The 25,449-nt window shown below is 66.1% G+C and carries 30 protein-coding genes; 13 read left to right on the top strand and 17 right to left on the bottom strand.

All coding sequences use genetic code 11. From position 1 onward, the window contains the following. The first annotated feature begins 54 nt into the window (after nucleotides 1-54). Entirely contained in the window at nucleotides 55-1,932 is a 1,878-nt protein-coding gene (locus tag ACZ9C1_RS21385; RefSeq protein ID WP_476254346.1) for a TonB-dependent receptor plug domain-containing protein, read from the top strand. Here the strand turns inward: ACZ9C1_RS21385 and ACZ9C1_RS21380 are convergent. The 12 genes from ACZ9C1_RS21380 to nrdR form a co-directional block, all read right to left on the bottom strand. Then, nucleotides 1,910-2,722: a cobalamin-binding protein gene (locus tag ACZ9C1_RS21380; protein ID WP_111533278.1), complete on the bottom strand. Its 813-nt coding sequence runs from the start codon at nucleotides 2,720-2,722 to the stop codon at nucleotides 1,910-1,912. The two genes, ACZ9C1_RS21385 and ACZ9C1_RS21380, sit on opposite strands and share 23 nt — an antisense overlap. Then, on the bottom strand, nucleotides 2,722-3,141 hold the full coding sequence (locus ACZ9C1_RS21375; protein WP_457378600.1) for an MFS transporter: 420 nt from the start codon (nucleotides 3,139-3,141) through the stop codon (nucleotides 2,722-2,724). The genes ACZ9C1_RS21380 and ACZ9C1_RS21375 overlap by 1 nt, the downstream gene beginning before the upstream one ends. Then, nucleotides 3,138-3,755, bottom strand: coding sequence for a GTP cyclohydrolase II (gene ribA, locus ACZ9C1_RS21370; protein ID WP_023631163.1), 618 nt, complete (start codon nucleotides 3,753-3,755; stop codon nucleotides 3,138-3,140). Before ribA ends, ACZ9C1_RS21375 begins: the two co-directional genes overlap by 4 nt. A 150-nt stretch (nucleotides 3,756-3,905) precedes the next feature. Then, nucleotides 3,906-4,652: a substrate-binding periplasmic protein gene (locus ACZ9C1_RS21365; RefSeq protein WP_277502600.1), complete on the bottom strand. Its 747-nt coding sequence runs from the start codon at nucleotides 4,650-4,652 to the stop codon at nucleotides 3,906-3,908. 16 nt (nucleotides 4,653-4,668) lie between these two features. Beyond that, entirely contained in the window at nucleotides 4,669-5,172 is a 504-nt protein-coding gene (locus ACZ9C1_RS21360; RefSeq protein WP_023632630.1) for a phosphatidylglycerophosphatase A family protein, read from the bottom strand. Continuing rightward, on the bottom strand, nucleotides 5,169-6,125 hold the full coding sequence (thiL, locus tag ACZ9C1_RS21355) for a thiamine-phosphate kinase (RefSeq protein WP_277502596.1): 957 nt from the start codon (nucleotides 6,123-6,125) through the stop codon (nucleotides 5,169-5,171). The genes ACZ9C1_RS21360 and thiL overlap by 4 nt, the downstream gene beginning before the upstream one ends. A gap of 18 nt (nucleotides 6,126-6,143) precedes the next feature. After that, a complete protein-coding gene (nusB, locus tag ACZ9C1_RS21350; RefSeq protein ID WP_023631200.1) occupies nucleotides 6,144-6,644 on the bottom strand; it encodes a transcription antitermination factor NusB in 501 nt (166 codons plus the stop codon). Further along, nucleotides 6,641-7,117: a 6,7-dimethyl-8-ribityllumazine synthase gene (gene ribH / locus ACZ9C1_RS21345; RefSeq protein WP_023631199.1), complete on the bottom strand. Its 477-nt coding sequence runs from the start codon at nucleotides 7,115-7,117 to the stop codon at nucleotides 6,641-6,643. The genes nusB and ribH overlap by 4 nt, the downstream gene beginning before the upstream one ends. A gap of 91 nt (nucleotides 7,118-7,208) precedes the next feature. Then, a complete protein-coding gene (ribBA, locus tag ACZ9C1_RS21340) occupies nucleotides 7,209-8,300 on the bottom strand; it encodes a bifunctional 3,4-dihydroxy-2-butanone-4-phosphate synthase/GTP cyclohydrolase II (protein WP_038707258.1) in 1,092 nt (363 codons plus the stop codon). 18 nt (nucleotides 8,301-8,318) lie between these two features. After that, nucleotides 8,319-8,984 carry a riboflavin synthase gene (locus ACZ9C1_RS21335; protein ID WP_102683825.1) on the bottom strand — a complete coding sequence of 222 codons (666 nt, stop codon included), beginning with the start codon at nucleotides 8,982-8,984 and terminating at the stop codon, nucleotides 8,319-8,321. Nucleotides 8,985-9,026: 42 nt separating this feature from the next. Beyond that, nucleotides 9,027-10,154 (bottom strand): bifunctional diaminohydroxyphosphoribosylaminopyrimidine deaminase/5-amino-6-(5-phosphoribosylamino)uracil reductase RibD, encoded by a 1,128-nt coding sequence (gene ribD, locus ACZ9C1_RS21330; protein ID WP_476254345.1) that lies wholly within the window; start codon nucleotides 10,152-10,154, stop codon nucleotides 9,027-9,029. Nucleotides 10,155-10,156: 2 nt separating this feature from the next. After that, complete coding sequence (gene nrdR, locus ACZ9C1_RS21325) at nucleotides 10,157-10,621, bottom strand: transcriptional regulator NrdR (protein WP_009685710.1); 465 nt, start codon at nucleotides 10,619-10,621, stop codon at nucleotides 10,157-10,159. Between the two features lie 106 nt (nucleotides 10,622-10,727). Here nrdR and ACZ9C1_RS21320 point away from each other — a divergent pair, with 106 nt between their 5' ends. Genes ACZ9C1_RS21320 through trxA form a run of 3 tightly spaced genes read left to right on the top strand, consistent with a single transcriptional unit; the run spans nucleotide 10,728 to nucleotide 12,759 of the window. After that, the gene (locus ACZ9C1_RS21320) at nucleotides 10,728-11,180 is read left to right on the top strand and encodes a YbaY family lipoprotein (RefSeq protein ID WP_110704211.1); all 453 of its coding nucleotides are present in this window, start codon (nucleotides 10,728-10,730) and stop codon (nucleotides 11,178-11,180) included. Further along, complete coding sequence (locus ACZ9C1_RS21315; protein ID WP_277502591.1) at nucleotides 11,181-11,840, top strand: class I SAM-dependent methyltransferase; 660 nt, start codon at nucleotides 11,181-11,183, stop codon at nucleotides 11,838-11,840. A 31-nt stretch (nucleotides 11,841-11,871) separates the two neighbouring features. Beyond that, nucleotides 11,872-12,759, top strand: a complete 888-nt coding sequence (gene trxA / locus ACZ9C1_RS21310) for a thioredoxin (RefSeq protein ID WP_198754399.1) — start codon at nucleotides 11,872-11,874, stop codon at nucleotides 12,757-12,759. A gap of 26 nt (nucleotides 12,760-12,785) precedes the next feature. On the opposite strand, the gene ACZ9C1_RS21305 is transcribed toward trxA, so the two are convergent. Further along, complete coding sequence (locus ACZ9C1_RS21305; protein ID WP_277502589.1) at nucleotides 12,786-13,130, bottom strand: hypothetical protein; 345 nt, start codon at nucleotides 13,128-13,130, stop codon at nucleotides 12,786-12,788. A 134-nt stretch (nucleotides 13,131-13,264) separates the two neighbouring features. Between ACZ9C1_RS21305 and ACZ9C1_RS21300 the strand changes: the two genes are divergently transcribed. The 5 genes from ACZ9C1_RS21300 to ACZ9C1_RS21280 all read left to right on the top strand — a co-directional run bounded on the left by ACZ9C1_RS21300 (nucleotide 13,265) and on the right by ACZ9C1_RS21280 (nucleotide 17,167). Beyond that, nucleotides 13,265-13,834: a DUF2796 domain-containing protein gene (locus ACZ9C1_RS21300; protein WP_102683830.1), complete on the top strand. Its 570-nt coding sequence runs from the start codon at nucleotides 13,265-13,267 to the stop codon at nucleotides 13,832-13,834. Continuing rightward, complete coding sequence (locus ACZ9C1_RS21295; RefSeq protein ID WP_046857325.1) at nucleotides 13,835-14,545, top strand: ABC transporter ATP-binding protein; 711 nt, start codon at nucleotides 13,835-13,837, stop codon at nucleotides 14,543-14,545. Then, nucleotides 14,545-15,810 carry an ABC transporter permease gene (locus ACZ9C1_RS21290; protein WP_110704223.1) on the top strand — a complete coding sequence of 422 codons (1,266 nt, stop codon included), beginning with the start codon at nucleotides 14,545-14,547 and terminating at the stop codon, nucleotides 15,808-15,810. Before ACZ9C1_RS21295 ends, ACZ9C1_RS21290 begins: the two co-directional genes overlap by 1 nt. Nucleotides 15,811-15,818: 8 nt before the next feature. Further along, nucleotides 15,819-16,373: a DUF3299 domain-containing protein gene (locus ACZ9C1_RS21285; protein WP_371918107.1), complete on the top strand. Its 555-nt coding sequence runs from the start codon at nucleotides 15,819-15,821 to the stop codon at nucleotides 16,371-16,373. 110 nt (nucleotides 16,374-16,483) lie between these two features. After that, complete coding sequence (locus ACZ9C1_RS21280) at nucleotides 16,484-17,167, top strand: OmpW/AlkL family protein (RefSeq protein ID WP_046857328.1); 684 nt, start codon at nucleotides 16,484-16,486, stop codon at nucleotides 17,165-17,167. Here ACZ9C1_RS21280 and ACZ9C1_RS21275 read toward each other — a convergent pair. Then, the gene (locus ACZ9C1_RS21275) at nucleotides 17,155-18,378 is read right to left on the bottom strand and encodes an MFS transporter (RefSeq protein ID WP_277505533.1); all 1,224 of its coding nucleotides are present in this window, start codon (nucleotides 18,376-18,378) and stop codon (nucleotides 17,155-17,157) included. The two genes, ACZ9C1_RS21280 and ACZ9C1_RS21275, sit on opposite strands and share 13 nt — an antisense overlap. A gap of 98 nt (nucleotides 18,379-18,476) precedes the next feature. Here ACZ9C1_RS21275 and ACZ9C1_RS21270 point away from each other — a divergent pair, with 98 nt between their 5' ends. Beyond that, entirely contained in the window at nucleotides 18,477-18,917 is a 441-nt protein-coding gene (locus ACZ9C1_RS21270; protein WP_102684374.1) for a winged helix-turn-helix transcriptional regulator, read from the top strand. 30 nt (nucleotides 18,918-18,947) lie between these two features. Here the strand turns inward: ACZ9C1_RS21270 and ACZ9C1_RS21265 are convergent, their stop codons facing one another. Next, a complete protein-coding gene (locus tag ACZ9C1_RS21265; RefSeq protein ID WP_277502587.1) occupies nucleotides 18,948-19,880 on the bottom strand; it encodes an NAD-dependent epimerase/dehydratase family protein in 933 nt (310 codons plus the stop codon). Then, nucleotides 19,873-20,757 carry a sugar nucleotide-binding protein gene (locus tag ACZ9C1_RS21260; RefSeq protein WP_038707252.1) on the bottom strand — a complete coding sequence of 295 codons (885 nt, stop codon included), beginning with the start codon at nucleotides 20,755-20,757 and terminating at the stop codon, nucleotides 19,873-19,875. Before ACZ9C1_RS21260 ends, ACZ9C1_RS21265 begins: the two co-directional genes overlap by 8 nt. A 181-nt stretch (nucleotides 20,758-20,938) precedes the next feature. Between ACZ9C1_RS21260 and ACZ9C1_RS21255 the strand changes: the two genes are divergently transcribed. After that, nucleotides 20,939-21,778, top strand: a complete 840-nt coding sequence (locus tag ACZ9C1_RS21255) for an alpha/beta hydrolase (protein WP_277502585.1) — start codon at nucleotides 20,939-20,941, stop codon at nucleotides 21,776-21,778. Between the two features lie 166 nt (nucleotides 21,779-21,944). On the opposite strand, the gene ACZ9C1_RS21250 is transcribed toward ACZ9C1_RS21255, so the two are convergent. After that, on the bottom strand, nucleotides 21,945-22,757 hold the full coding sequence (locus ACZ9C1_RS21250; protein WP_476254587.1) for a helix-turn-helix domain-containing protein: 813 nt from the start codon (nucleotides 22,755-22,757) through the stop codon (nucleotides 21,945-21,947). A 181-nt stretch (nucleotides 22,758-22,938) separates the two neighbouring features. Between ACZ9C1_RS21250 and ACZ9C1_RS21245 the strand changes: the two genes are divergently transcribed. Continuing rightward, nucleotides 22,939-24,381: an alanine/glycine:cation symporter family protein gene (locus ACZ9C1_RS21245; protein WP_023632679.1), complete on the top strand. Its 1,443-nt coding sequence runs from the start codon at nucleotides 22,939-22,941 to the stop codon at nucleotides 24,379-24,381. Between the two features lie 75 nt (nucleotides 24,382-24,456). Next, complete coding sequence (locus ACZ9C1_RS21240; RefSeq protein WP_476254344.1) at nucleotides 24,457-25,446, top strand: asparaginase; 990 nt, start codon at nucleotides 24,457-24,459, stop codon at nucleotides 25,444-25,446. Nucleotides 25,447-25,449 lie beyond the last annotated feature (3 nt).

Raw genomic sequence — 25,449 nt, 5'->3', positions numbered from 1 at the left:
GGGAGCGGCGGTGCGCCGATGCGACTTGCCCCGCGATTGCAATGGAACTGCCCCATGAAGATCCGCGCCCTCCCCCTGCTCTACCTCCCCGCCGCCACCCTGGCAGCCGAACCTTCCCGCGACGACGCCCTCAAGCTCCCCGACGTGCTGATCAGCGCCAGCCGCCAGGTCGAGTCGCGTACCGCCACCAGCGCCGCCAACACGGTGTTCACCCGTGCCGACATCGACCGCCTACAACCCAGCAGCGTCACCGATCTGCTCGCCCGCGTGCCCGGCGTGCAGGTCGCGCCCACCGGCGGTCGCGGCAGCCTGCCGGGCATCTTCGTGCGCGGCACCAAGGCCGCCCAGACCCTGGTGCTGGTTGATGGCGTGCGCATCGCCAACACCACCTCCGGCGACAGCGGCCTGCAGTTTCTCGGCATCGACCAGATCGAACGGGTGGAGGTGCTGCGCGGTTCGCGCTCGGCGGTTTACGGCAGCGACGCCATCGGCGGGGTGATCCAGATCTTCACCCGGCGTGGCGAGGGCCAGGGCCTGCAACCGCGCCTGCGCCTGGCAACCGGCAGCAACCAGACCTGGCAGCGCAGCCTGGGCCTGTCCGGTGGCGATGGCGCGACCCGCTTCAACCTCGGCGCCAGCCTGGACGAGACGGCCGGCATCGATTCGACCGGGCCGTCGTATGCCAGCGATGGCGACCATGACGCCTATCGCAACCGCTCTTTGAACCTGAGCTTGAGCCACAGCTTCAACGAGCGCTTCGAAGCGGGCCTGAACCTGCTCGACAGCCGTGGGCGCAGTGAATACGACAATCCTTATGGGCGGCTGGATGAATCCACCTATCTGAGTTATCCACAGCAGCCCTACACCGATTTCAGTGTCAGCAGCCTGGGCACCTGGTTCGACGCCCAGCTAAGCGACACCTGGCACTCCAGGTTGGAACTTGGCCACAGCGAAAACCGTGACGACAAGCGCGACAAGATGAGCGACGAGCGCTTCATCTACAACACCTACCGTGATCAGGTCACCTGGCAGAACGACTTCACACTCGACGAGCGCAACCAGCTGATGCTGGGTGGCGACTGGTACCAGGATCGCTTCCACGGTACGGCGAACTTCAGCGAGGACAGCCGCTGGAACCGCGCAGCCTTCGCTCAATATCGCTTTGCCGGGGACAGCTTCTCGAGCGAACTGGGTGTACGCCAGGACCGTAACCAGCAATTCGGCGACCAGACCACCTGGAATGCCAGCCTCACAGTCCCGCTGAACCCTCGCAACGACGTGCTGCTCTCCTACAGCGAAGGCTTTCGCGCCCCGACCTTCAACGATCTCTACGATGTGAAGTACGGCAACCCGGACCTGCGCCCCGAGCACTCGAAAAGCTACGAACTGCAATGGCGCAGCCAGCTGGCCAGTGAGACACGGCTGGAAGCCTCGCTGTATCGCACCGACCTGCGCGACGCAATCAACTACGACCCCGAGCGCAGGCGACCCGGCAATGTCGAAAACGCGCGAATCAATGGCATGGAACTGTCGCTGCAACAGGAATGGGCCGGCTGGACCTCTCAGCTGGGCCTGAGCCTGGTCGACCCGCGTGACCGGGAAAGCGGCCATACCCTTCAACGCCGCGCTCGTCGCACGTTGAGCCTGGATGTGGATCGACAATTTGCTCGCTACAGCGTGGGCGCCAGCTGGCAGGCTGTCAGTGGCAGCTACGACGATCCGTCCAACAACCGGCGCATGGGGGGCTATGGGTTGCTCGGCCTACGTGGCGGCATGGCCCTGACAGACGAGGTGAGGGTGGATCTGAAGCTGGACAACCTGCTGGACAAGCAATACAGCCGCGTCCTCTACAGCTACGACGGCAGTTGGCACGGTTACCGCGAAGAAGGACGCACCTGGCTGTTGAGCCTTACCTGGACACCGGCGCTCTAGCATCGAGCAACGCACACAGCCGAGCAGTGGCCTCGATCATCTGCCCGCTGGGCCGCTCCAGGCCTTTGTCCGGCACCACCAGCAAGCGCTCGCCTTTCACGGCGCTCAGCCGCGGCCAGTTGCGCCAACTGGCCAGTTGCGCCTCATCGCCCGCCAGGATCACCTCGGGGTCGCGCAGCAACACCGACTCCACGCTGACCTGCGGGGCGGGCTGGGCCAGGTCATCGAACACATTGCGCGCCCCGCACACGCGCAAGGCGTCGCTGACCACCTGGCGGCCACCCAAGGTGTACAGCGGCTTGTCCCAGACCTGGTAGAACACCCGCAGCGGCGCCTCACGCCGGTAGCGGTCGCGCAGCCCCTGCAACCGCTCACGCAGGCTGGCGGCATAGGCGCGGCCTTGCTGGTCACGGCCAATACGTTGGGCGATGGCTTCGATCTGGTCGATCAACTGGTCGAGGTTGCCGGGCTCGCCGCTGAACGTGGCGATGCCCAGGCGCCTGAGCTGGTCGCGCTGGGCCGGCGGCACGCTGCCGGGCCACAGCAGCAAGAGGTCGGGCTCGAGGCTTAACAGGCGCTCCATGTCGAGCTGGCCATGGCGGCCGACGGAAGGCAACCGGGCCAGCGCCGGCGGACGCTCGCCGCCATCGAGCACACCGACCAGCAACTCGCCGGCTCGTAGCTCCAGGACAATCTCGGTCATCGACGGCGCCAGGCTGACCACCCGCGGCGCGGCCTCGGCCACGGCGCCGAGACACAGCAGCAAAAACCCGGCGAACAGCGCCCGCATCAGCCGAGCTGGCGTGGGATGCGATAGAGGTACAGCAACACCACGGTGGACAGGGCGAGGAGAATCTGCGGTACCGCCTCCAACCCGACCAGCACCGACAGCGCGGCAACCCAGGCCGGGAAGCAGGCGAACAGCATAGCCAGGCGGCGCACGCGGGCCAGCTCGATCCAGGCCGCCGGTTCTTCGGCGCTGCCCAATACCTTGTCGCTGGCGATCAACGCCCGCTTGTACGCGCTGAAGCGCGGCAGGCTGAGGAACATGCTGGCGGCACCGGCGATGAACAGCGGCATGGCCAGCACCGGGATCAGCGCCTCGCCGTCACCAAAGGCCCAGGCCATCACCGGCAGCGGCAGCAACCCCACGGCCAGGTACTGCCACCAGGCCAGCGCCAGCCGCCGCTTCACCTCTGTGCGAGTCACGCCTGGGGCACCTCGCCCTGGTGCTTGTTGCCCATCATGTGCCCGAGCTTGTCGGCCTTGGTGGCCAGGTACAGGCGGTTGTGCGGGTTGTGGCCAGTGTGCAGCGGTACGCGCTCGGCGACCTTGATGCTCATGTCGGTCAGGGCCTTTACCTTGCGCGGATTGTTGGTCATCAGACGCAACGACTTCACGCCCAGGTGCTCGAGCATCGGCAGGCACATGGCGTAGTCACGCTGGTCGGCGGCGAAGCCCAGGCGCTCGTTGGCCTCGACGGTGTCGGCACCGCCGTCTTGCAGTTCGTAGGCGCGGATCTTGTTCAGCAGGCCGATGCCACGGCCTTCCTGGCGCAGGTACAGCAGTACGCCACGGCCTTCACGGGCGATGGCCTGCAATGCAGCCTCCAGCTGCGAGCCACAGTCGCAACGCTGGCTGAACAGCGCATCGCCAGTCAGGCACTCGGAGTGCAGACGCCCCAGCACCGGCTCGCCGTCGGCGATATCACCCAGGCTGAGCACCACGTGCTCGCGGCCAGTGGCTTCGTCGAGGAAGCCATGCATGGTGAAGGTCGCAAAGGGAGTCGGGAGTTTCGAGGCGGCAACAAAGACGACGGGCACGTTGTGCTCCTGGGCAGTAGGATTTTTCAGATCGGTCGATTGTATCAGCAGCCCGGCGCAGGTGCGCAGGAGGAATATCGTGGCTTAAGATCGAAAAGTTAGATGCATATGGCCGCACACCGGCCCCTGCGGGAGCGGACTGCGGGGCATTTATTGATGAGGCAGGTGATCATCCGTAAACGGATAAGGCTGCTTCCAGCGCTCAAAGATCGGCTTCAGCTCGCCGCTGCGCACCAGTTGCTCCATGCGCCGGTCGAACAGGTCGCGCAGGGCCTTGCCCTGTTCGCTGTGGGCGAAGGCCAGATACAACGGCAGCTCGGCGACGTGGGTGCGGCGAAAGCGCGTGGCATCGGGCGCCTGGCCAAGCACGTAGTCGACCTCGGCGAGCGCATCGATGTAGAAATCGACCCGGTCATGTTCGAGCATGGGCAGGATGCCCTCGCGCCGCTGGATCTCGCGGAAGTTGTGGACCTCGGGCAGATAGCTGGCGTAGTCGTAGCCGCGCACCCAGGCCAGCCGGTACTGGCCGATGGTCTCGAGCGTTGGCACCGGTTTGTCGACCAGGCCCAAGGCATAGATATGGTCCTGGTCGAAGTACCACTGCGGGTACAGGTTGTCGGCGTTCTCTTCCTTGTAGGAGCCTACCCAGGCATCCGCCTCGCCGCGTTTCACCAGTCCGACGGCGCGGCTGTAGGGCGCGCTCTTGACCACGACCTTGACCCCGGCCGGCTCGAACACCTTGCGCAACACGTCCCAGGCCAGCCCGCTGCCATCGGCATTGGTGTAGTCGACCCACGCCTCGCTGACCAGACGCACCTGCGCCGGCACCTCCTGGGCCATCGCACCCGGTCCCGCGACCAATAGCATCGATGCCAGCACCACAGCCTTCAGGCCCATTGCAACGCTCCCTGTCTCAGGCCACCGCCCACACCAGAACCTGCATGCCCAGCCAGGCGAACACGCCGGCCAGGATATCGTCGAGCATGATGCCGAACCCACCATGCACATGGCGGTCGACCCAGCGGATCGGCCACGGCTTGAGGATGTCGAAGAAGCGGAACATCAGGAACCCCGCCAGCAGCCACTGCCAACCTTCCGGCACCAGCCACAGGGTGATCCACATGCCGACGATCTCGTCCCAGACAATGCCCTCGTGGTCGTGCACGCGCAAGTCGTTGGCCACCTTGCCGCACAACCACACGCCGAACAGCATGCTGATGCCCAGCAACAGCCAATAACCCCAGTCGGGTAGCATCTGCCACAACGGGATGAACGGCAGCGCCACCAGCGAACCCCAGGTCCCCGGCGCCTTGGGCAGGGTGCCCGAGCCGAAGCCGAAGGCGATGAAGTGCCACGGGTTGCGCCAGACCGAAGGCGGAACGAACTCCGCAGGCACCTGGTTGGGGTGGTCGGTCACGGTGTCTCCCTGAAATGTTGATAGCCCCGCTGCACGGGGGTGATGTCCTGGCCTTGCGGGTCACGCAAGGTCACGCCCTGGCCTTCCAGTACACGACCGATGACGTGCACCTCGCGGGCCAGGGCGGTCAGTGCGCTTTCCGGCACGGTGAACGCCAGCACGTAGTCGTCACCACCGGTGAGCGCTGCATGCAAGGCCGCTTCTCTACCGAGCAAAGCCTGTAAAGGAGCAGACACGGGGACCTGCGCCAGGTTCACCTGCAGCGCAACGCCGGACGCCTTGGCGATATGCCCGCAGTCGGCCAGCAGGCCGTCGGAAATATCCAGCGCCGCCGTGGCCAGGCCGCGCAGGCGCTCGCCCAGTTGCAGTTGCGGCAAGGGCGACCAGTAATGCTCGAGCAATGGCCCGGCCACATCGGCAGCCGCCTCGCGTTCGCCCAGCACCAGCGGCAAGGCCCCCGCCGCGTTGCCCAGGAAACCACCGACACACAGCAGGTCGCCCGGCTGCGCGCCGCTGCGACGCAGCGCCTGGCCGGTCGGCACCCGGCCGAACACGGTCACGGTGATGCTCAACGGGCCGCGTGTAGTGTCGCCACCAATCAGGCTGATACCGCAGCGCGCGGCCATGCGGCCGAGGCCGTCGGCAAAGCCGGCAAGCCATTGCGCGCCGACCTGGGGCAGGGTGAGGGCAAGGGTGAAGCCGATGGCCGTGGCGCCCATGGCCGCCAGGTCGCTGACCGCCACGGCCAGCGAACGCTGGCCGAGCAGCAACGGGTCGCACACTGCGGGGAAATGCACACCGGCCACGAGCGTGTCGGTGGAGATCGCCAGCTGCTCGCCGGCAGGCAGGTTCAGCAGGGCACAGTCGTCGCCGATCCCCAGGGCCACGCCCTCGCCGCCCTGCGCACAGGGCGCTGCGGCGAAGAAATGACGGATCAGCTCGAACTCACCCATGGCTCGTCGGCGCCGCGATCAGCGCTTGTTCGCCTTGACTTCCGCCTCACGCAGACGCGGAGCCAGCTTGTCGAGCACGCCGTTGACGAACTTGTGGCCGTCAGTGGCGCCGAACACCTTCGCCAGCTCCACACCTTCGTTGATGACGACGCGGTACGGCACGTCGACGCGCATCATGAATTCCCAGGTGGACAGGCGCAGCACGGCCAGCTCGACCGGGTCGAGCTCTTCCAGCGGCGTGTCCAGGCAAGGCTTGAGCGCCTCGTCGATCTCGGCCTTCTTCGCCGGGACCCCGTGCAGGATCTCGCGGAAGTAGGCGCCGTCGATATCGGTGAAATCGTTGTCGACCCGGAATTGCGCCTCGACCTCGTTCAGCGAATGCTTGGCCATGTGCCACTGGTAGAGCGCTTGCGTGGCGAGCTTGCGGGCTTCGCGACGCTTGGCGCTCTTCGAGGGCTTGCCGGCATCCGCGGGTTTTGGATCGCGCGGGTTGAAACGATCGCTTTCGTCGCTAATCACTTGGCCTCCAACTGCGCCAGCAGGCTGACCATTTCCAGAGCGGACAGGGCAGCTTCGGCACCTTTGTTGCCGGCCTTGGTGCCGGAACGCTCGATGGCCTGCTCGATGGAATCGACGGTCAGTACGCCGAAGGCCACCGGAACACCGAACTCCATGGACACCTGGGCCAGGCCCTTGGTGCACTCGCCCGCCACGTATTCGAAGTGCGGGGTACCGCCACGGATCACCGCGCCCAGGGCGACGATCGCGTCATAAGCGCCCTGTTGGGCGACTTTCTGTGCCACCAGCGGGATTTCGAACGCGCCCGGGGCACGGATGATGGTGATGTCGCTTTCGCTGACGCCGTGGCGTACCAGGGCATCGACTGCACCGCTTACCAGGCTTTCGACGACGAAGCTGTTGAAGCGGCCAACCACCAAAGCATAGCGACCTTTGGGGGCGATGAAGGTACCTTCGATGGTCTTCAGGGTCATTCCGGAGTTCTCATCTTCAAGAGCGAGGCCGCGCTGTGGCGGCCTCGGGAGGGTTTTGACTCGAGCTTAAGGGCGATCAGGCCGCCTCAAGTCACTCGGAGGGCACGTATTCTACAACTTCCAGATCGAATCCGGATATCGCATTGAACTTCATCGGCGAACTCATCAGGCGCATCTTGCGCACACCGAGGTCGCGCAGGATCTGCGAACCGGCACCGACGGTGCTGTAGGTGGTGGGTGCCTTGGGCTGCGCATCGCCCGCGCTTTCGCGGATGTGCGCCAGCAGCACGTCGCCGTCCAGCGGGTGGCCCAGCAGCAGGACCACGCCGCTGCCGGCCTCGGCCACCGCGGCCATGGCCGCGCGCAGGCTCCAGCGCCCCGGCTGCTTGACCAGCAGCAGGTCGCGCAGCGGATCCATGTTGTGCACCCGCACCAGCGTCGGCTCTTCGGCGCAGATCTTGCCGAGCGTCAGGGCCATGTGCACGTCGCCTTCCACCGCGTCACGGTAGGTGACCAGGTTGAATTCGCCCAGCTCGCTCTCGATCGGCTGCTCGGACACGCGCTGCACGGTGCGCTCGTGGATCATGCGGTAGTGGATCAGGTCGGCGATGGTGCCGATCTTCAAGCCATGCTCGGCAGCGAACACTTCCAGCTCGGCGCGGCGCGACATGGTGCCGTCGTCGTTCATCACCTCGCAGATCACCCCGCTTGGCTCGAAACCGGCCATGCGCGCCAGGTCGCAGGCGGCCTCGGTATGGCCGGCGCGAGCCAGGGTGCCGCCGGGCTGGGCCATCAGCGGGAAAATATGCCCAGGGCTGACGATGTCCTCGGCCTTGGCGTCCTTGGCCGCGGCGGCCTGCACGGTACGGGCGCGGTCGGCGGCGGAGATGCCGGTGGTGACGCCTTCGGCGGCCTCGATCGACACAGTGAACTTGGTGCCGAAGCCCGAACCGTTGCGCGGCGCCATCAGCGGCAGCTTCAGGGTTTCGCAGCGCTCGCGGGTCATCGGCATGCAGATCAGGCCACGGGCGTGCTTGGCCATGAAATTGATGTGCTCGGGCAGGCAGCATTCGGCTGCCATGATGATGTCGCCTTCGTTCTCGCGGTCTTCGTCATCCATGAGGATGACCATTTTGCCCTGGCGGATGTCTTCGACCAGTTCTTCGATGCTGTTGAGCGCCACGCGGCACCCCCTTCTCAATCAGGATTTCAAGAAGCCGTTGGCGGCCAGGAAGCTTTCGGTGATGCCACTGCCTTTGCTCGGCTCGGCGGCCTTGTCGCCCAGCAGCAGACGCTCCAGGTAACGGGCCAGCAGGTCGACCTCAAGGTTCACCCGACGCCCTGCTCGGTAGTCGGCCATGATGGTTTCGGACAGGGTGTGCGGGACGATGGTCAGCTCGAACTCGGCGCCATCGACTTCGTTGACCGTCAGGCTGGTGCCGTCGACGGTGATCGAGCCCTTGTGGGCGATGTACTTGGCCAGCTCCTTGGGCGCACGCACGCGGAACTGGATGGCGCGGGCGCTATCGGCGCGCGAGACGATCTCGCCGACACCGTCGACGTGGCCGCTGACCAGGTGGCCGCCCAGGCGGGTGGTCGGGGTCAGGGCCTTTTCCAGGTTGACCCGGCTGCCGCTCTTGAGGTCGACCATGGCCGTGCGCTTGAGGGTCTCGACGCTGACGTCGGCCCAGAAGCCGTCGCCGGGCAGCTCGACGGCGGTCAGGCACACGCCGTTGACCGCGATGCTGTCGCCAAGCTTGACGTCGGCCAGGTCGAGCTTGCCGGTCTCGACATAGACACGCACGTCACCGCCCTTGGGGGTGAGGCTGCGGATGGTGCCGATGGATTCGATGATGCCGGTGAACATGCTGTTCTCCTCAAGTACGGGCTGCGCGAAGCAAGCCAGGCATTATACGCCGGGGGCCGGCAGGGGGATGGCAGTGACTCGCCAGTCATCGCCGACCGCGCGCATGTCGGTAATCTTCAGCCGCGGCGCCTCGCTCATTTTCGACAACGGCCAGTCCAGCAGCGGACGGGCATCGGAGCCGAGGAAGGTGCCGGCGACGAACAACTGGTACTCGTCGACCAGGCCCTGGCGGGCGAAGGCGCCGACCAGGCCGGCGCCGGCTTCCAGGAGGATTTCGTTGACGCCGCGCCCGGCCAGCACCCGCAGCAGGGCCGGCAAGTCGACGCGGCCGTCGCTGCCGGGCAGGTCGAGCAACTCATGGCCGGCGGCGGCATAACGAGGGTCCTCGCCGGCGGCGGTCACCACCAGCGCCGGGCCGGCCTGGAAGAACGGCGCGTCCAGTGGCAGGCGCAGGCGCCCGTCGATCAGCACGCGCAGCGGCGGGCGCGACACGGCCAGGGCGGTGAACGCCTCATCCAGGCCCAGTTCTTCGCCACGCACGGTCATGCGGGCGTTGTCGAACAGCACGCTTTCGGCGCTGGTCAGCACCACGCTGGACCGGGCGCGCAGGCGCTGGACCGCGGCACGGGCGGCGGGGCCGGTGATCCACTGGCTCTCGCCACTGGCCATGGCAGTGCGACCGTCCAGGCTCATCGCCAGCTTGGCGCGCACGAATGGCAGGCCGTGCTCCATACGTTTGAGGAAGCCTGGGTTGAGGGCGCGGGCCTCGGCTTCGAGCACCCCGCTGGCGACCTCGATGCCGGCCTCGCGCAGACGGCGCAGGCCATTGCCGGCCACTTGCGGGTTGGGGTCCTGCATGGCCGCCACCACCCGCGCCACCCCGGCGTTGACCAGGGCTTCGGCGCACGGCGGCGTGCGCCCATGGTGGCTGCAGGGCTCGAGGGTGACGTAGGCACAGGCGCCTAGGGCGCGCTCGCCGGCCTGGCGCAGGGCGTGAACCTCGGCGTGCGGCTCGCCAGCACGCACATGCCAGCCCTCGCCGACCACCTCGCCATCGCGCACGATCACGCAGCCCACGCGGGGGTTGGGGTGGGTGCTGTACAGGCCGTTGCGGGCCAGTTCCACGGCCCGGGCCATGTAGTGGGCGTCGAGAATGGTTTGGCTGGACATGCTTACTCTTTGGCTGGCTCGCGGGCCAGGCGGTCGATTTCTTCGCGGAATTCGTCGAGGTCCTGGAAACGCCGGTAGACCGAGGCGAATCGGATGTAGGCCACTTCGTCGAGCTTGCGCAGCTCGGCCATCACCATCTCACCGACCACCAGCGATTTCACTTCACGCTCGCCGGTGGCACGCAGGCGGCTCTTGATGTGCGCCAGCGCCGCTTCCAGGCGCTCGACGCTGACCGGGCGCTTTTCCAGCGCGCGCTGCATGCCGGCCCGCAGCTTGTCCTCATCGAAGGGCTGGCGCGTGCCGTCCTGCTTGATCAGCCGCGGCAGCACCAGCTCGGCGGTTTCGAAGGTGGTGAAACGTTCGCCGCAAGCGACGCACTCGCGACGGCGACGCACCTGTTCGCCCTCGGCGACCAGGCGCGAGTCGATGACCTTGGTGTCGTTGGCGCCGCAAAACGGACAGTGCATGGTGGCAGGCAACAAAAAAAAGGGAGGGCCATGGTAGCGCATTGCACTGGCAAGACAAGCCAAAGGGTTTACCATCCATGCAAATCTGCCCGTGAAGGACGACCCCATGTACCCTCGAGCGCTCGTCGTGCTGTGTTGCGCCGCCCTGCTCGCCGCCTGCGGCAGCGACCGCCCCAAGCCGGAACAGGCCCCGGCGCCGGTGCCGGCCAAGGTGGCGAAGAAGACCGAACCCCTGGGCCCGCTGCCGGCCTACCAGCGCGAGCTGAGCGGTACCCTGATGGAAATCCCGGCAGGTGCCGATGTGGAGCTGGCCCTGCTGGTGATCGACGAGCGCGGCCGCCCACAGCAACTGCTGGCCAGCAGTACCCTGAGCGGCACCGGCCAGGCCCTGCCCTACCGCCTGCGCTTCAACCCCGAAGCCTTCCCTGCCGGCGCGCGGGTCGAACTGCGTGGCCGCGCCAGCCGCTCCGGGCAACTGATCCTGCACCTGCCGCCGGTGCGCATCGCCCAGGCCCAGACCCAGGCCACCGGCCCGCTGCGTTTCGAAAAGGCACCGTAGATGACCCCGCTGGCCCTGCAACAGGCCTTGAGCCGCCTGATCGGCGAAGCGCGCCTGATCGTCAGCGAACTGCCCGAATGCGATCTGAAACTCTGGTTGATCGACGACCAGAACATGGATCGCGCATTCAGCAGCGAGGAAACCCGGCGCATTCTCGAAGATCCGCCCTACTGGAGCTTCTGCTGGGCCAGTGGCCTGGCCATGGCGCGCTACCTGGCCGAGCAGCCGCACTGGGTGCGTGGCAAGCGCGTGCTGGACTTCGGCGCCGGCTCCGGCATCGCCGGAATCGCCGCCGCCCGGGCCGGCGCGCTGGAAGTAGTGGCCTGCGACCTCGACCCGTTGGCCTTGGACGCCTGCCGCGCCAACGCCGCACTGAACGGCGTGACGCTGGGCTACAGCCGCGATTTCTTCGCCGAGGGCGACCGCTTCGACCTGATTCTGGTCGCCGATGTACTGTACGACCGCGCCAACCTGCCGTTGCTGGACGCATTCCTCAGCCGTGGCCGCCAGGCACTGGTGGCCGACTCTCGGGTGCGTGACTTCAGCCATCCGCTGTACCGCCCGCTCGGCGTGCTGGAAGCGCTGACCCTGCCGGATCTGGCCGAGCCGCACGAATTCCGCCGCGTCAGCCTGTACCACGCCAGCCGCGAGCCCTTATAGTGGGGGCATTCACGGATTTGCGAGAGTTGCGATGAGCCAAGCGCCAGTTAACCAGAACCTGCCCTATATCTTCGATGCCACCGATGCCAACTTCCAGCAACTGGTCATCGAGAACTCCTTCCACAAGCCGGTACTGGTCGACTTCTGGGCCGAATGGTGCGCGCCGTGCAAGGCACTGATGCCGCTGTTGGCGAAGATCGCCGAGGGTTATCAGGGCGAGTTGCTGCTGGCCAAGATCAACTGCGACGTCGAGCAGCAGATCGTCGCCCAGTTCGGCATCCGCAGCCTGCCGACCGTGGTGCTGTTCAAGGATGGTCAACCGGTCGATGGTTTTGCCGGCGCGCAGCCCGAGTCGGCCATCCGCGCCATGCTCGAACCCCATGTGCAGATGCCCGCGCCGCCCGCCGCCGCGCCGCTGGAGCAGGCCAAGGCGCTGTTCGCCGAAAGTCGCTTCAGCGAGGCCGAGGCCCTGCTGCAGGTGCTGCTGGGTGAAGACAACAGCAATGCCGAGGCGCTGATCCTCTACGCCCGCTGCCTGGCCGAGCGCGGCGAGCTGGGCGAGGCCCAGGTGGTGCTCGACGCGGTCAAGACCGACGAGCACAAGGCCGCACTGGCCGGCGCCAAGGCCCAGCTGACCTTCCTGCGCCAGGCCGCCAGCCTGCCGGAAGCCGCGGAGCTGAAGAGCCGCCTGGCGCAGAATCCGCAGGATGACGAAGCAGCCTACCAGCTGTGCATCCAGCAGTTGGCACGCCAGCAGTACGAGGCCGCGATGGATGGTCTGTTGAAGCTGTTCCAGCGCAACCGCGCCTACGAGAACGGCCTGCCACAGAAGGCGCTGCTACAGGTGTTCGAGCTGCTGGGCACCGAGCATCCGCTGGTCAGTGTGTACCGCCGCAAGCTCTCTTCCGCGTTGTTCTGAGGCTGCTGGGGCTGCTATGCAGCCCCTCATCCCACCCAGCGATACACCGGCGCATCCACGCCACTTTCCACCTTCACCTCACTGCTATGGCGCAACCGCACCAGCAGCCGCTTGCCTGCCGCCACGCTTCCGGCCAAACCTTCCAGACGCTCCAGCAGCTCCGGACCACCCATCTGCCCTGCCTGACGCAGCACTTCACGCGCCGCCGCCCACTGCCCGTCATCCTGTCGAGGTGCCGGGCTGGCGCTGACCGGCGCTGCTTCCACCGGCGCCTGGGCATCCAGCCTACGCCCCAGCTGCGCCCATTCATGCGGCTCCAGCTCGACAGTCAGGTCCACCGGCCACTCGCCGATCTGTCCACGAATTCTCACGATTATTTCCTTGTTTCCAGGCTCGATTGCGCCATGCTCCCACGAACATGAAACCTGTGCCAGGCAGGCTGGCGGCGCAAATAAAAATTGTTATAACATCACAAATTCATCCCAAGCCGCCTGTGGAGCCGTCCATGCGTCGTCTGTTGCTCGCCCTGCCCTTCGCCCTGCTTCCCCTGGCCGTGGCCCATGCCCACGACGATCACGACCATGACCACGATCACGATCACGCCCATGGCACCCTCGGTGCCCATGAGCACGGCGTGGCCAAGCTCAACGCGGTACTCGACGGCAACGTCCTCGAGCTGGCGCTGGACAGCCCGGCGATGAACCTGGTCGGCTTCGAACACGCCGCCAGCAGCGACGCCGACAAAGCCAAGGTCGCCGCCGCCCGCCAGCAGCTCGAACAACCCCTGAAGCTGTTCGCCATCGCCCAGGCCGCCGGTTGCAAGGAGGAGGCCCAGGAGCTGGAAAGCCCGCTATTCGGTAATGCCCCCGAAGCTGGCGGCGAGGCGCACCAGCACGCCGACATCAATGCCCATTACCAGCTGACCTGCGCCACCCCAGGCAAACTCACCCAGATCGACCTCGGCCGCCTGTTCAAAACCTTCCCGCAAACCCAGAAGATCAACGTGCAACTGATCGGCCCGAATGGCCAGAAAGGCGTGGAAGCCACCCCCGCCAAGGCCGTGGTCGAGTTCTGAATGAGCCAGCCGCTGATCGAACTGCATGACCTGGTGTTCGCCTGGCCTGGCCAGGCGCCGCTGCTGGAGATCCCAGCGTTTCGCCTGGAGCCCGGCGAGGCGTTGTTCCTCAAGGGTCCCAGCGGCAGTGGCAAGACCACCCTGCTCGGCCTGCTGGGCGGGGTCAACCGCCCAGGCCAGGGCAGCATCCGCCTGCTCGGCCAAGACTTGGCGACCTTGGGCCAGGGCGCACGCGACCGCTTCCGGGTCGATCACACCGGCTACATCTTCCAGCAGTTCAACCTGTTGCCGTTCCTCTCGGTGCGCGAAAACGTCGAGCTGCCCTGCCGCTTCTCGAAAAGCCGTGCCGCTCGCGCCGCCCAGCGCCATGGCAGCATCGACCAGGCCGCTGCCCAGTTGCTCGCCCACCTGGGCCTGGACGACCCGGCCCTGCTCGCCCGCCGCGCCGACAGCCTGTCGATCGGGCAGCAGCAGCGGGTCGCCGCGGCCAGGGCGCTGATCGGCCAGCCCGAGCTGGTCATCGCCGACGAGCCGACCTCGGCCCTCGACGCCGACACCCGCGAGGCGTTCATCCGCCTGTTGTTCGACGAATGCCGCGACGCCGGCGCAAGCCTGCTGTTCGTCAGCCATGACCAGAGCCTGGCGCCGCTGTTCGACCGCCACCTGTCCCTGGCCGAGCTCAATCGCGCCGCCAAGCCCCGGGAGGCCTGATGTACCTGCTTCGCCTTGCCCTGGCCAGCCTGGCCAACCGCCGTTTCACCGCCCTGCTCACCGCGTTCGCCATCGCCCTGTCGGTGTGCTTGCTGCTGGCCGTCGAGCGGGTACGCACCGAAGCCCGCGCCAGTTTCGCCAGCACCATCAGCGGCACCGACCTGATCGTCGGTGCCCGTTCGGGGTCGGTGAATCTGCTGCTGTACTCGGTGTTCCGCATCGGCAATGCCACCAACAACATCCGCTGGGACAGCTACGAGCATTACGCCAAGGATCCACGGGTGAAGTGGGCGATCCCGATTTCACTGGGCGATTCGCACCGTGGCTACCGGGTGATGGGCACCAGCGCCGACTACTTCAGCCATTACCAGTTCGGTCGCCGCCAGCACCTGGCACTCGACCAGGGCCGGGCGTTCGCCGACGATCCGTTCGAAGTGGTGCTGGGCGCCGAAGTCGCCGAGGCCTTGCACTACAAACTGGGTGACAAGCTGGTACTGGCGCACGGCGTGGCCGCCATTAGCCTGGTCAAGCACGACGACAAGCCCTTCACCGTGGTCGGCGTGCTCCAACGCACCGGCACCCCGGTGGACCGCACCCTGCACATCAGCCTGGCAGGGATGGAAGCGATCCACATCGACTGGCACAACGGCGTCCCGGCCCGTGGCGCCGGGCGCATCAGTGCCGAGCAGGCCCGCGCCATGGACCTGCAGCCCACCGCCATCACCGCCTTCATGCTCGGGCTCAACAGCAAGATCGCCACGTTCAGCCTGCAGCGCGAGATCAACGAGTACCGTGCCGAGCCCCTGCTGGCGATCCTGCCCGGCGTGGCCCTGCAGGAGCTGTGGAGCCTGATGGGCACGGCCGAGCAGGCATTGTTCGTGGTGTCGTTGTTCGTCGTGCTCACCGGCCTGATCGGCATGCTCACCGCGATTCTCACCAGCCTCAACGAACGCCGCCGGGAAATGGCCATCCTGCGCTCGGTGGGGGCCCGTCCCTGGCATATCGCCGGGCTGCTGGTGCTCGAGGCACTGGCCCTGGCATTGTCGGGCATCGCCGCCGGGCTTGGCTTGCTGTATGCCGGCATTGCCCTGGCGCAGGGCTATGTGCAGGCCAACTACGGGCTGTACCTGCCATTGGCCTGGCCAAGCGCCCATGAGTGGACGCTGCTGGCTATCATCCTTGGCGCGGCGCTGCTGATGGGCAGCGTGCCAGCCTGGCGTGCCTACCGGCAGTCGCTGGCCGATGGCCTGTCGATTCATCTTTGAGAACCTTCATGACCGCGACGTCCATGGACAACAGGCAGGCCCCCACTGCTTGGCATTACCTGTTACTGGCAGTGGTTTTGCTGGCATCCACGGTGTGTGCCGCCGAACCTCGTGAACTGGACTGGCCCGCGCTGATCCCCGAGGGCGCGCCGATCATCCCGCCGCAGCTGACGCCGCTGCACGACCTGTCGCAGATCAGCGACGCGCTGGCTGCCGAGGCCGCCCCCGCCGCGCGCCAGCAGGCACCCAACGCACCGGTGGTAAAGGCCTTGGACGGCCAGCCCGTGAAGATCCCCGGCTACATCGTGCCGCTGGAGGTCAGCGACGAAGGCCGCACCACCGAGTTCCTCCTGGTGCCCTACTACGGCGCCTGCATCCACGTGCCACCGCCACCCTCGAACCAGATCGTGCACATCTTCAGCGAGATGGGCGTACGTATCGAAGACCTCTATCAACCCTACTGGATCGAAGGCACGATGCAGGTCAAGGCGTCCAGCAGCGAGCTAGCCGATGCGGGCTACCAGATGGAAGCCGAGAAAATCTACGCTTATGAGCTGAAGTGAGAACTGTGCACGCCCGTTTGAAGAGGCTTCGTTGAGCTGGGTCAAACTTTCTGTTTAGTCAGCTTCGTACCATTGGACTACTCGATTACTCACGTCCTCTGGGAGCTTCCATGAACAAGTCCTTGCTCAGTGCCTCGCTCGTCGCGTTGGCGCTCGCAGCCCCTGTTGCCCACGCCCACCAGGCGGGGGATTTCATCCTCCGCGCCGGCGCCATCACCACCGCGCCGAACGAAAGCAGCGGTGACATCAAGCTCGATGGCGCCAAAGTCTCGGGCACCAAGGCGACCCTGGACAGCGACACCCAGCTGGGCCTGGCCTTCGCCTACATGCTCACCGACCACATCGGCCTGGAACTGCTGGCCGCCACGCCATTCCAGCACAAAGTCGGCGTCAAGGGCCTCGGCCCAGGCCTGGATGGCAAGCTGGCCGACATCAAGCAACTGCCTCCGACCCTGTCGCTGCAGTACTACCCGATGGAGCCAAGCTCCAAATTCCAGCCCTACGCTGGCGTGGGCATCAACTACACGATGTTCTTCGATGAAGACCTGAGCAGCAACCGCAAGGCCCAGGGCTTCAGCAACATGAAGCTGAAGGACTCGGTAGGCATCGCCGGCCAACTGGGCATGGACTACATGCTCACCGACAACCTGCTGCTCAACGCCGCGGTCTGGTACGTCGACATCGACACCAAGGCCAGCATTGATGGCCCGAGCGCCCTGGGCGTCGGCAAGACCAAGGTCGACGTGGACGTCGATCCATGGGTCTACATGGTCGGCATCGGCTACAAGTTCTGATCCGCAGGCAAGCCCGTTCCTTCTGGAGCGGGCTTGCCCCGCGCCGTCTCGCCCCACCACAGGTACCCCCAATAGCCCCACGCAACAGCGCTTATCCCCGCCCCCAACCCGCACACCGCCACCCAGCCCCACTGCCCATACACCCAGGTCGCCAAGACCGCACCCACCCCGCTACCGATCGAATAACAGCACATGTAGGCACCGATCAGCCGGCTGGCCATCTCGCCGCGCCCCGCCAGCAACAGGCTCTGGTTGGTCACATGCACGGCCTGCACGGCCAGGTCCAGCATCAGCACCCCAATCAACAGCGCCAGCAATGACTGCTCCAGGTAGGCGCTGGGCAGCCATGACAGCGTCAACAGCCCGAGCGCCCATCCGCTCACCCGCCGGCCATGCCCTTGATCCGCCAGGCGCCCGGCACGCGACGCCGCCAGCGCGCCAGCCACGCCGGCCAGGCCGAACAGCCCGACCTGTGTATAGTCCAGAGCCAGGGGCGCGGCGCTCAGGGGCAACACCATCGTGCTCCACAGCACGCTGAACGCCGCGAAGATCAGCACCGCAAACACACCGCGCTGACGTAGCAGACGGTCATGCCGGTACAAGCGCAGCACTGAAACCAACAGTACCCGATAGCGCTGCCTCGGCCCCTGCGGCTTGACAGCAGGCAAGCGCCAGGCCAGCAACAACGCCATGGCCAACGCCAGCCCCGCCGCCACGACGTATACGCCGTGCCAGCCCAGCAGGTCAGCCAGTGCACCCGAGACCAAGCGCGCTGACAGGATCCCCAGCACCACGCCACTGGTGACAGTCCCCACCGCCTGCCCCTGCTGAGCTGGCGTGGCCAGTGTGGCGGCATGCGCGACCATCACCTGCACCACCACCGCAGCCAGGCCGACCATGGCCATCGCCGCCAGCAGCATGGCCCAGTCCACGGCAAACGCCACGGCCAACAGCGCGCCGGCCGATGCCAGCAACTGGCCGACAATCAGCCGGCGACGATCAACCAGGTCGCCCAGCGGCACAATCAGCAACAGACCCAAGGCATAGCCGGCCTGGGTCATGCCCACCACCAGGCCGGCGCGCGCAGCGCTTACGCCGAGGCTCGCGGCCATGGCCTCCAACAGCGGCTGGGCGAGGTACACCGTGGCCACGGCCAGGGCGCAGGCGGTAGCCAACAACAGCGTCAATCCGCGAGTGAGCGGTGGCATCAGCAATCTCTCCAAGTCTGGTTTCAATTTAAAACCATGAAACTGGATTTCTAGCAAACATGGTTTTATTCTGCAACCAGATCACACTCAAGGAACGCCTCATGCTCGACGAGAACAACCAGCAATGCCCAGTGGCCCGCGCCCTGGAGGTGCTCGGCGAGCGCTGGGCGCTGATGATCCTGCGCGATGCCTTCGATGGCCCGTGCCGCTTCAGCGAATTGCAGAAAAACCTCGGGCTGGCGAAGAACATCCTCGCTTCGCGCCTGAAACTGCTGGTGGAGGCCGGGCTGCTGGCACAGCAGCCTGCGTCCGATGGCAGTGCCTACAAGGAATATGCGCTGACGGAAAAGGGCCGTTCGGTGTTTCCGATCGTGATCGGCTTGCGCCAATGGGGGGAGCGCTACCTGTTCACGGCGGGAGAGTCACGCTCGCAGCTGGTCGACGATCGCGGCCAGGGGCTGGAGACATTGCAGGTGCGGGCGCGGGACGGGCGGGTGCTGGGGCCGGAGGATTGCCGGCGGCGGGTGATCCGGCAATCGTGACGTCATCGCGGGGCAAGCCCCGCGAGAGGCTCAAGCTTTGCCGAGCAAGCGGGCCAGGCCTTCGACAAACGGCGTTGGCTCGGGAAATGCGAAACGTGCCAGCAAACGCGAGTTGTCCGCCCGCGAATGGCGGATGTCCCCCGACCGTGCCTGGCCGTAGCTGATTGCAGGCAAACCGCCCACCACCTGTTCCAGCGCCTTGAGCAACTGGTTCAGCGAGGTCGCCTGGTTCAGGCCGATGTTCACCGCACCCTCTTCCACCGCCTGCTGCTCAAGCGCCTGCACCATTACCTGGACCAGGTCACCGACAAACAGGAAGTCGCGGGTCTGCTCGCCATCACCGAACACCGTGATCGGTTTGCCACTGGTGGCGCGCTCGCAGAAGATGCTGATCACGCCTGAATACGGCGAGGAAGGGTCCTGGCGTGGCCCGAAGATGTTGAAGAAGCGGAACACCACCGGCTCCAGGCCATGCTGGCGGCGGTAGAAGTCCAGGTACTGCTCGCTGGCCAGCTTGTCCACCGCATAGGGGGTCAGCGGCGCCTTGGGGGTGTCTTCGGCAATCGACTGGCCTTCGCCGTTATTGCCGTACACCGCCGCGCTGGAAGCGAACAGCACGCGGCGGATGCCGTTCAGGCGCATCGCCTCGCACACGTTCAGCGTGCCGATGAAGTTGCTCTGGTGGGTCTTCACCGGGTCTTCCACCGAAGCTTGCACCGAGGCCACCGCGGCCAGGTGCACCACTGCCTGGCAACCACTGGCGGTACGGGCCACTAGCGCGGCATCGGCGACATCGCCCTCGAGCAGTTCCAGGCGCGGGTGGCCAAGTTGCAGGTTGTCGCGCTTGCCGGTCGACAGGTCGTCGAGGATACGCACCGCGTAGCCTTTCTCCAGCAACGCGTCGCACAGGTGCGAGCCAATGAAGCCGGCACCGCCGGTGATCAGGATGGGGGCGTCAGCCATGTCGGTAGAATCGGTCCAGTAGGGGCGGCAAGCCGGCGCGCCAGGCGCGTGGCTTGATGCCGAAGGTATGAAGGATCTTCTTGCAGGCCAGTACCGCGTGTTGCGGCTCCTCGCTGGCATCCGGGCGGGCGGCGTGGGCCTGGGCGGTGGGCGCCTGCACGGCCAGCTTGCGCCACTGGGTGGCCTCGGTAAGGATCGCCTGGCCGAGCACCAGCGGCGTGGTAGCCTCGTTGCCGGCGTAGTGGTAGGTCCCCCACAGCGGCGCCTGGCAATCGAGCTGCTTGAGCACCGAGAGGATCACCCGTGCCGCGTCGTCCACCGGTGTCGGGTTGCCGCGGCGGTCATCGGCCAGCAGTAACTCCTGGGGCTGCTCGGCACGGGTCAGGAAACGCCCGAGCGCGCCATCGAGGCTTTCATCCAGCAGCCAGCCGAAACGCAGCAGCACATGCTGCGGGCAGGTGGCGCGCACGCTCTGCTCGATGCGCCACAGCGCCTGGCCACGCAGGCCGAGCGGCACCGGTTCGTCCTTCTCGCTGTAGGCGGTGGCGCGCGAGCCATCGAACACCCGGTAGCTGGACGGCTGCACCAGGATCATCTCGTGGTGCTGGCACAACTCGGCGAGCCGCTCCACCGCCCGCTCCTGCTGAGCCAGGCGTTGCTCGCTGACCGACTCGGCCTGGAACCAGTCAAAGTAGTAGGCCAGGTTGATCACGGTGTGCGGGCGCTGCTCGTCGAGCAGCAGGGTCAGGCTGGCCGGATCCCAGCCGTTTTCCGGAGGGCGAGGCGCCAGGAAAGCGATATCTTCCTCGGCCCCGAGACGAATCAGCGCTTGCCCGAGGGCATTGCCACCACCCAACAGCATCAGGCGCATACGCATAGAGTCAACAGGTCCGGTCTGGTCGATGGAGGAAAGGGTTCATTTTGCTGTTTCCGACAGGGGAAGTCCAACCCAGGCAAGGCCTGGCGCGCACCGCGTGCCGATTGGCGCCGATCGGACGGGTGTTCCGCCTTTGCCGACAGCTACTTATACTGCGCATGGCCTGTTCAAGGAGATCAACATGGATGCCGAGTCGAACACCGCGCTGCGCGCCAGGTGGCAATACGACGAACCCGCTCCCGGCCCGGAACGCTTCATCGACGAGGCTTTCGACGGTTATCGGCAACAGGCCCGCCTGCTGCTCCCGGTACATGAGTGCGCCCCCACGGTCTTCGTGGTCGGCGGCGCCCGCTCCGATTTCACCCGCCTGAACCCTTTGCTCTATCGCCTGCAACAGCAGGGGATCGGTTCGCTGACCGGCAACCTCTCCGGCCACAGCCTGGCCAGCGAGCCGGGTGCAAAGGACGCGTCGTTGGCCAGCAACCTGCAGGAAGCCCTGCGCTTCCACCAGCATCTGGATGCGCGCAGCGACACCCTGGTCGGCCACAGCCTGGGCGCCGCCATCGCCCTCAAGCTGGCCGCCCAACGCCCCAACGTGCGCAAGCTGGTGCTGATCTGCCCGGCGGTCTACCCCGATGCAGCCCATTGCGCGCCCTTCGGGCCGGCCTTCAGCGAAGCGATCCGCAAGCCTTATGCGTTCCTCGACTGCGACAGCTATGCCTTCCTACGTCAGTTCCAGGGCCGGGTGCTGCTGGTGATCGGCGAATATGACGGGCTCAACTCCAAGGTGCACGGCCAGGGCCCCGGCACCTCGGCCGGCACCCGGCGCCTGGCGGGTGTCGAACGCTACAGCCCGATCCCCGAGGAGGTCACCCACGCCTTGCTGCGTTCGGTGCCGGCGCCCCATGTGGAATGCCTGATGCTCACCGACTGCGACCACGGCATCGCCGCGCACCTGCGTGACCGGCCACAGGTGGCGGATCAGGTGGCCGACGCGGTGGCGGCGTTCATTCTCGATTGAATTCGGTGGAGCGCTGCTGTCCTTGCGTGGGAGCGGGCTTGCCCCGCGATCGCGTCTGATCGGGCGACCCTCGTTGGTCGTGCCGACGCTATCGCGGGGCAAGCCCGCTCCCACGCTGGTGACGCTGTCGAAGGGCTGGGCAATCTCCAGCAGGTCGTGATGGTGGCTACTCGATCTCGAACAACCCGTTGCTGATCATCCCCGCACTTAGGCGGTCGCGGATATCGTCGTCGATGCGCGGATCGTCCGGGCGGTACAGCTTGATCTGCCGGAAGGCGTTGATGCGGTTGATCTCCTCGCCGAGGTATTCCCACACCACGCGGGTGCAGGCCGGGTTGCGCCGGTCACCGCTGGAAACCCCGGTCTTGAGGCCGTTCAGGCGGCTGATACGGCTCTTGAAGCTGGGGATGAGCACGGTCTGGCTCATCTCGTTGAGGGTCAGCGACTCGTAGTCGATCAGGAACATCCGGTCCTGCAGCTGGAACGCCGCGCCCAGGTAGCGGCAGCGCACCTCGGCATGCCGGTCGAGGCCGCTGCTGCGCTCCTGGCGTTCCTGGCGCTCGAACAGGAAACTGCCGCGCTCCTCCCACAGGTGCACCAGCGACACCAGGATCGAACCGGGCACCGACATGCAGTTGGAATATTCGAAGTAGTAACCGCAATAACGCGAGAGGTTGCCGGCTTCTTTATGCAGGGGCTTGAACAGCTCGCTGATGGGGTCGTCCTGGGGGCCGACAGGCTGCTGCTGGTTGCGTACGCCGATCAGGCGGGCGAACTGCTCGGGCGGCAGGCCCAGCTCGTAGTCCTCCACGCCGAAGAAGTCGCCGATGCGCTTGAGGTTGTAGGCCGTCGGGCGGCTCTGGCCGCTCAGGTACTTGTTGAACTGCGCCCGGTTGATCGACAGCTGCCGGCAAACCTCGGAGATAGAGCGGTAGTGGCTGCAGGCCAATTTGAGGTTGATAGCGAAATGATCGCCCATGATACGCGGGTCCAGGTGATGCGAGTGACGCCATTCTAGCATCAACTCGCACCAAAATGGAGCAACCCGCGAAATTGTAACCATAGTTGTCATGGCCAACCATGCGCCCCCAATGAATAGCGGTGCGCCTGCCGTCCGCTGGTCTTTCCATGCGAAGAATAAGAATCGAGGTCATTTTCCAATGCTCGAAGCACTCAACGATTTCCTTTCGGGGAAACTCCTCATCGTGCTGATCGTCGGACTCGGCGGTTACTTCACCATCCGCTCGCGGTTCGTCCAGTTCCGTCACTTCGGCCACATGTTCGGCGTCTTCAAGGAATCCCTTCGCGGCCAGGCAGGCCAACTGAGCTCGTTCCAGGCCCTGATGCTGAGCCTCGCCGGCCGCGTCGGCGCCGGTAACATCGCCGGTGTCGGTATCGCCGTGACCCTCGGCGGCCCAGGCGCCGTGTTCTGGATGTGGGTCACCGCACTGGTGGGCATGTCCAGCAGCTTCTTCGAATGCACCCTGGCCCAGGTCTACAAGCGCGCCGACGGCGACGGCCTGTACCGCGGCGGCCCGGCGTACTACATCCAGCACGGCCTGAAGCTGAAAAGCATGGCCATCGTGTTCTCGATCCTGCTGCTGGTCACCTACGGCTTCGCCTTCATCGGCCTGCAGTCGTACACCGTGACCCACTCGCTGCAGAACGCCTTCGCCTTCGATCCCAAGCAGACCGGCATCGTCCTCGCCGTGCTGCTGGCCATCACCTTCATCGGCGGCATCAAGCGCATCGCCGCTGTGTCCGACCTGCTGGTACCGGTCAAGACCCTGGCCTACATCGGCGTGACCCTGTACGTGATCGGCACCCAGATCGAGCACGTACCAGCCATGCTGGAAACCATCTTCAAGAGCGCCTTCGGCCTCGACCCGGCGTTCGGCGGCCTGCTCGGCAGCGCCATCGTCATGGGCGTGAAGCGTGGCGTGTTCGCCAACGAAGCGGGCCTGGGCAGCGCGCCGAACGTGGCCGCCGTGGCCGCCGTGAAGCACCCGGGCGCCCAGGGCGTGGTCCAGGCCTTCAGCGTGTTCCTCGACACCTTCGTGATCTGCACCTGCACCGCGCTGCTGATCCTGCTGTCGGGCTTCTACACCCCGGGCTTCGAAGGTGACGGCATCGTCCTGACCCAGAACTCGCTGGCCGCCGTGGTCGGTGACTGGGGCCGCATCTTCGTCAGCGTCGCGCTGTCGCTGTTCGTCTTCACCTGCATCCTCTACAACTACTACCTGGGCGAGAACAGCCTGCAGTTCCTCAGCCGCAACCGTGCCGTGCTGATGACCTTCCGTGGCCTGGTGCTGGCGCTGGTAGTGTGGGGTTCGACCCAGGACCTGTCGACCGTGTTCGCCTTCGCCGACATCACCATGACCTGCCTGGCCTTCGTCAACCTGATCGCCCTGGCCATGCTGTTCAAGGTCGGCCTGCGCGTGATGCGCGACTACGACGCACAACGCAAGGCGGGCATCAAGCAGCCGGTGTTCGACTCCAGCAAGTTCGCCGACCTGGACCTGGACCGCGCCGCCTGGCCGGCCAACCCGCAGGCTGAAACAGCCGCTGACAAAGCCGCCGCCCCGGCGCCAGCGCAGCACTGATACCCTGCCCTGCCACAACCGCCCCGCCCGGGGCGGTTGTCTCTTTCCTTCGCTACATCGCTACGGAATACTCCCATGCGTGCAGTCAAGAATCTCCTCGTCCTCTACACCGGCGGCACCATCGGCATGCTGCAGACCGCCGAAGGCCTCGCGCCGGCCGGTGGCTTCGAAGCGCGCATGCGCGAACACTTTGCCGCCTGCGGCGATGCGCCAAAGGTGCAATGGGCGCTGCGTGAACTGAACCCGCTGATCGACAGCGCCAACATGCAACAGGCCAACTGGCTGGCGATGCGCGATGCCATCGTCGAGGCGGTCGAGCGCGACGGCCACGACGGCGTGCTGGTGCTGCACGGCACCGACACCCTGGCGTACAGCGCCGCAGCCCTGTCGTTCCTGCTGCTGGGCCTGCCGGTGCCGGTCCTGCTGACCGGTTCCATGCTGCCGGCCGGCGCCCCGGACAGCGATGCCTGGGCCAACCTGGTCGGCGCGCTCAATCTGTTCGAAAACGGCCTGGAAGACGGCGTGCAGCTGTATTTCCATGGCCAGTTGCTGCACGGCTGCCGCGCCTCGAAACTGCGCAGCGAAGCCTTCGACGCCTTCACCGTGCTGCCGCGCCATCGTGATGGCGAGCGTGCCCCGCAACTGCCGACCCGCCTGGACTACCGCCAGCCACGCCAGCCGGTCAAGTTGGCGGTCATGCCGGTGTTCCCGGGCCTTGCGGCCGAACACCTGCGCGGCCTGTTCGACAGCGGCATCCAGGGCCTGGTGCTGGAGTGCTACGGCAGCGGCACCGGCCCGTCGGATGACCAGGCGCTGCTCGACGCACTGCATGACGCTCGCCAGGGCGGCGTGATGATCGTTGCCATCAGCCAATGCCCGGAAGGCTCGGTGGTGTTCGACACCTACGCCGCCGGCAGCCGCCTGCGCGACACCGGGCTGGTCAGTGGCGGCGGCATGACCCGCGAGGCGGCGCTGGGCAAGCTGTTTGCGTTGCTGGGCTCGGGGCTGGATGTACAGGCGGCGGAGCACTGGTTCGCGCTGGACCTGTGCGGCGAGCGCGCCTGATTC

Source organism: Pseudomonas sp. TE21435, assembly GCF_056279265.1.
Note: the sequence above shows the minus strand (reverse complement) of the source record. Positions and strands in the feature narration are given on the sequence as shown.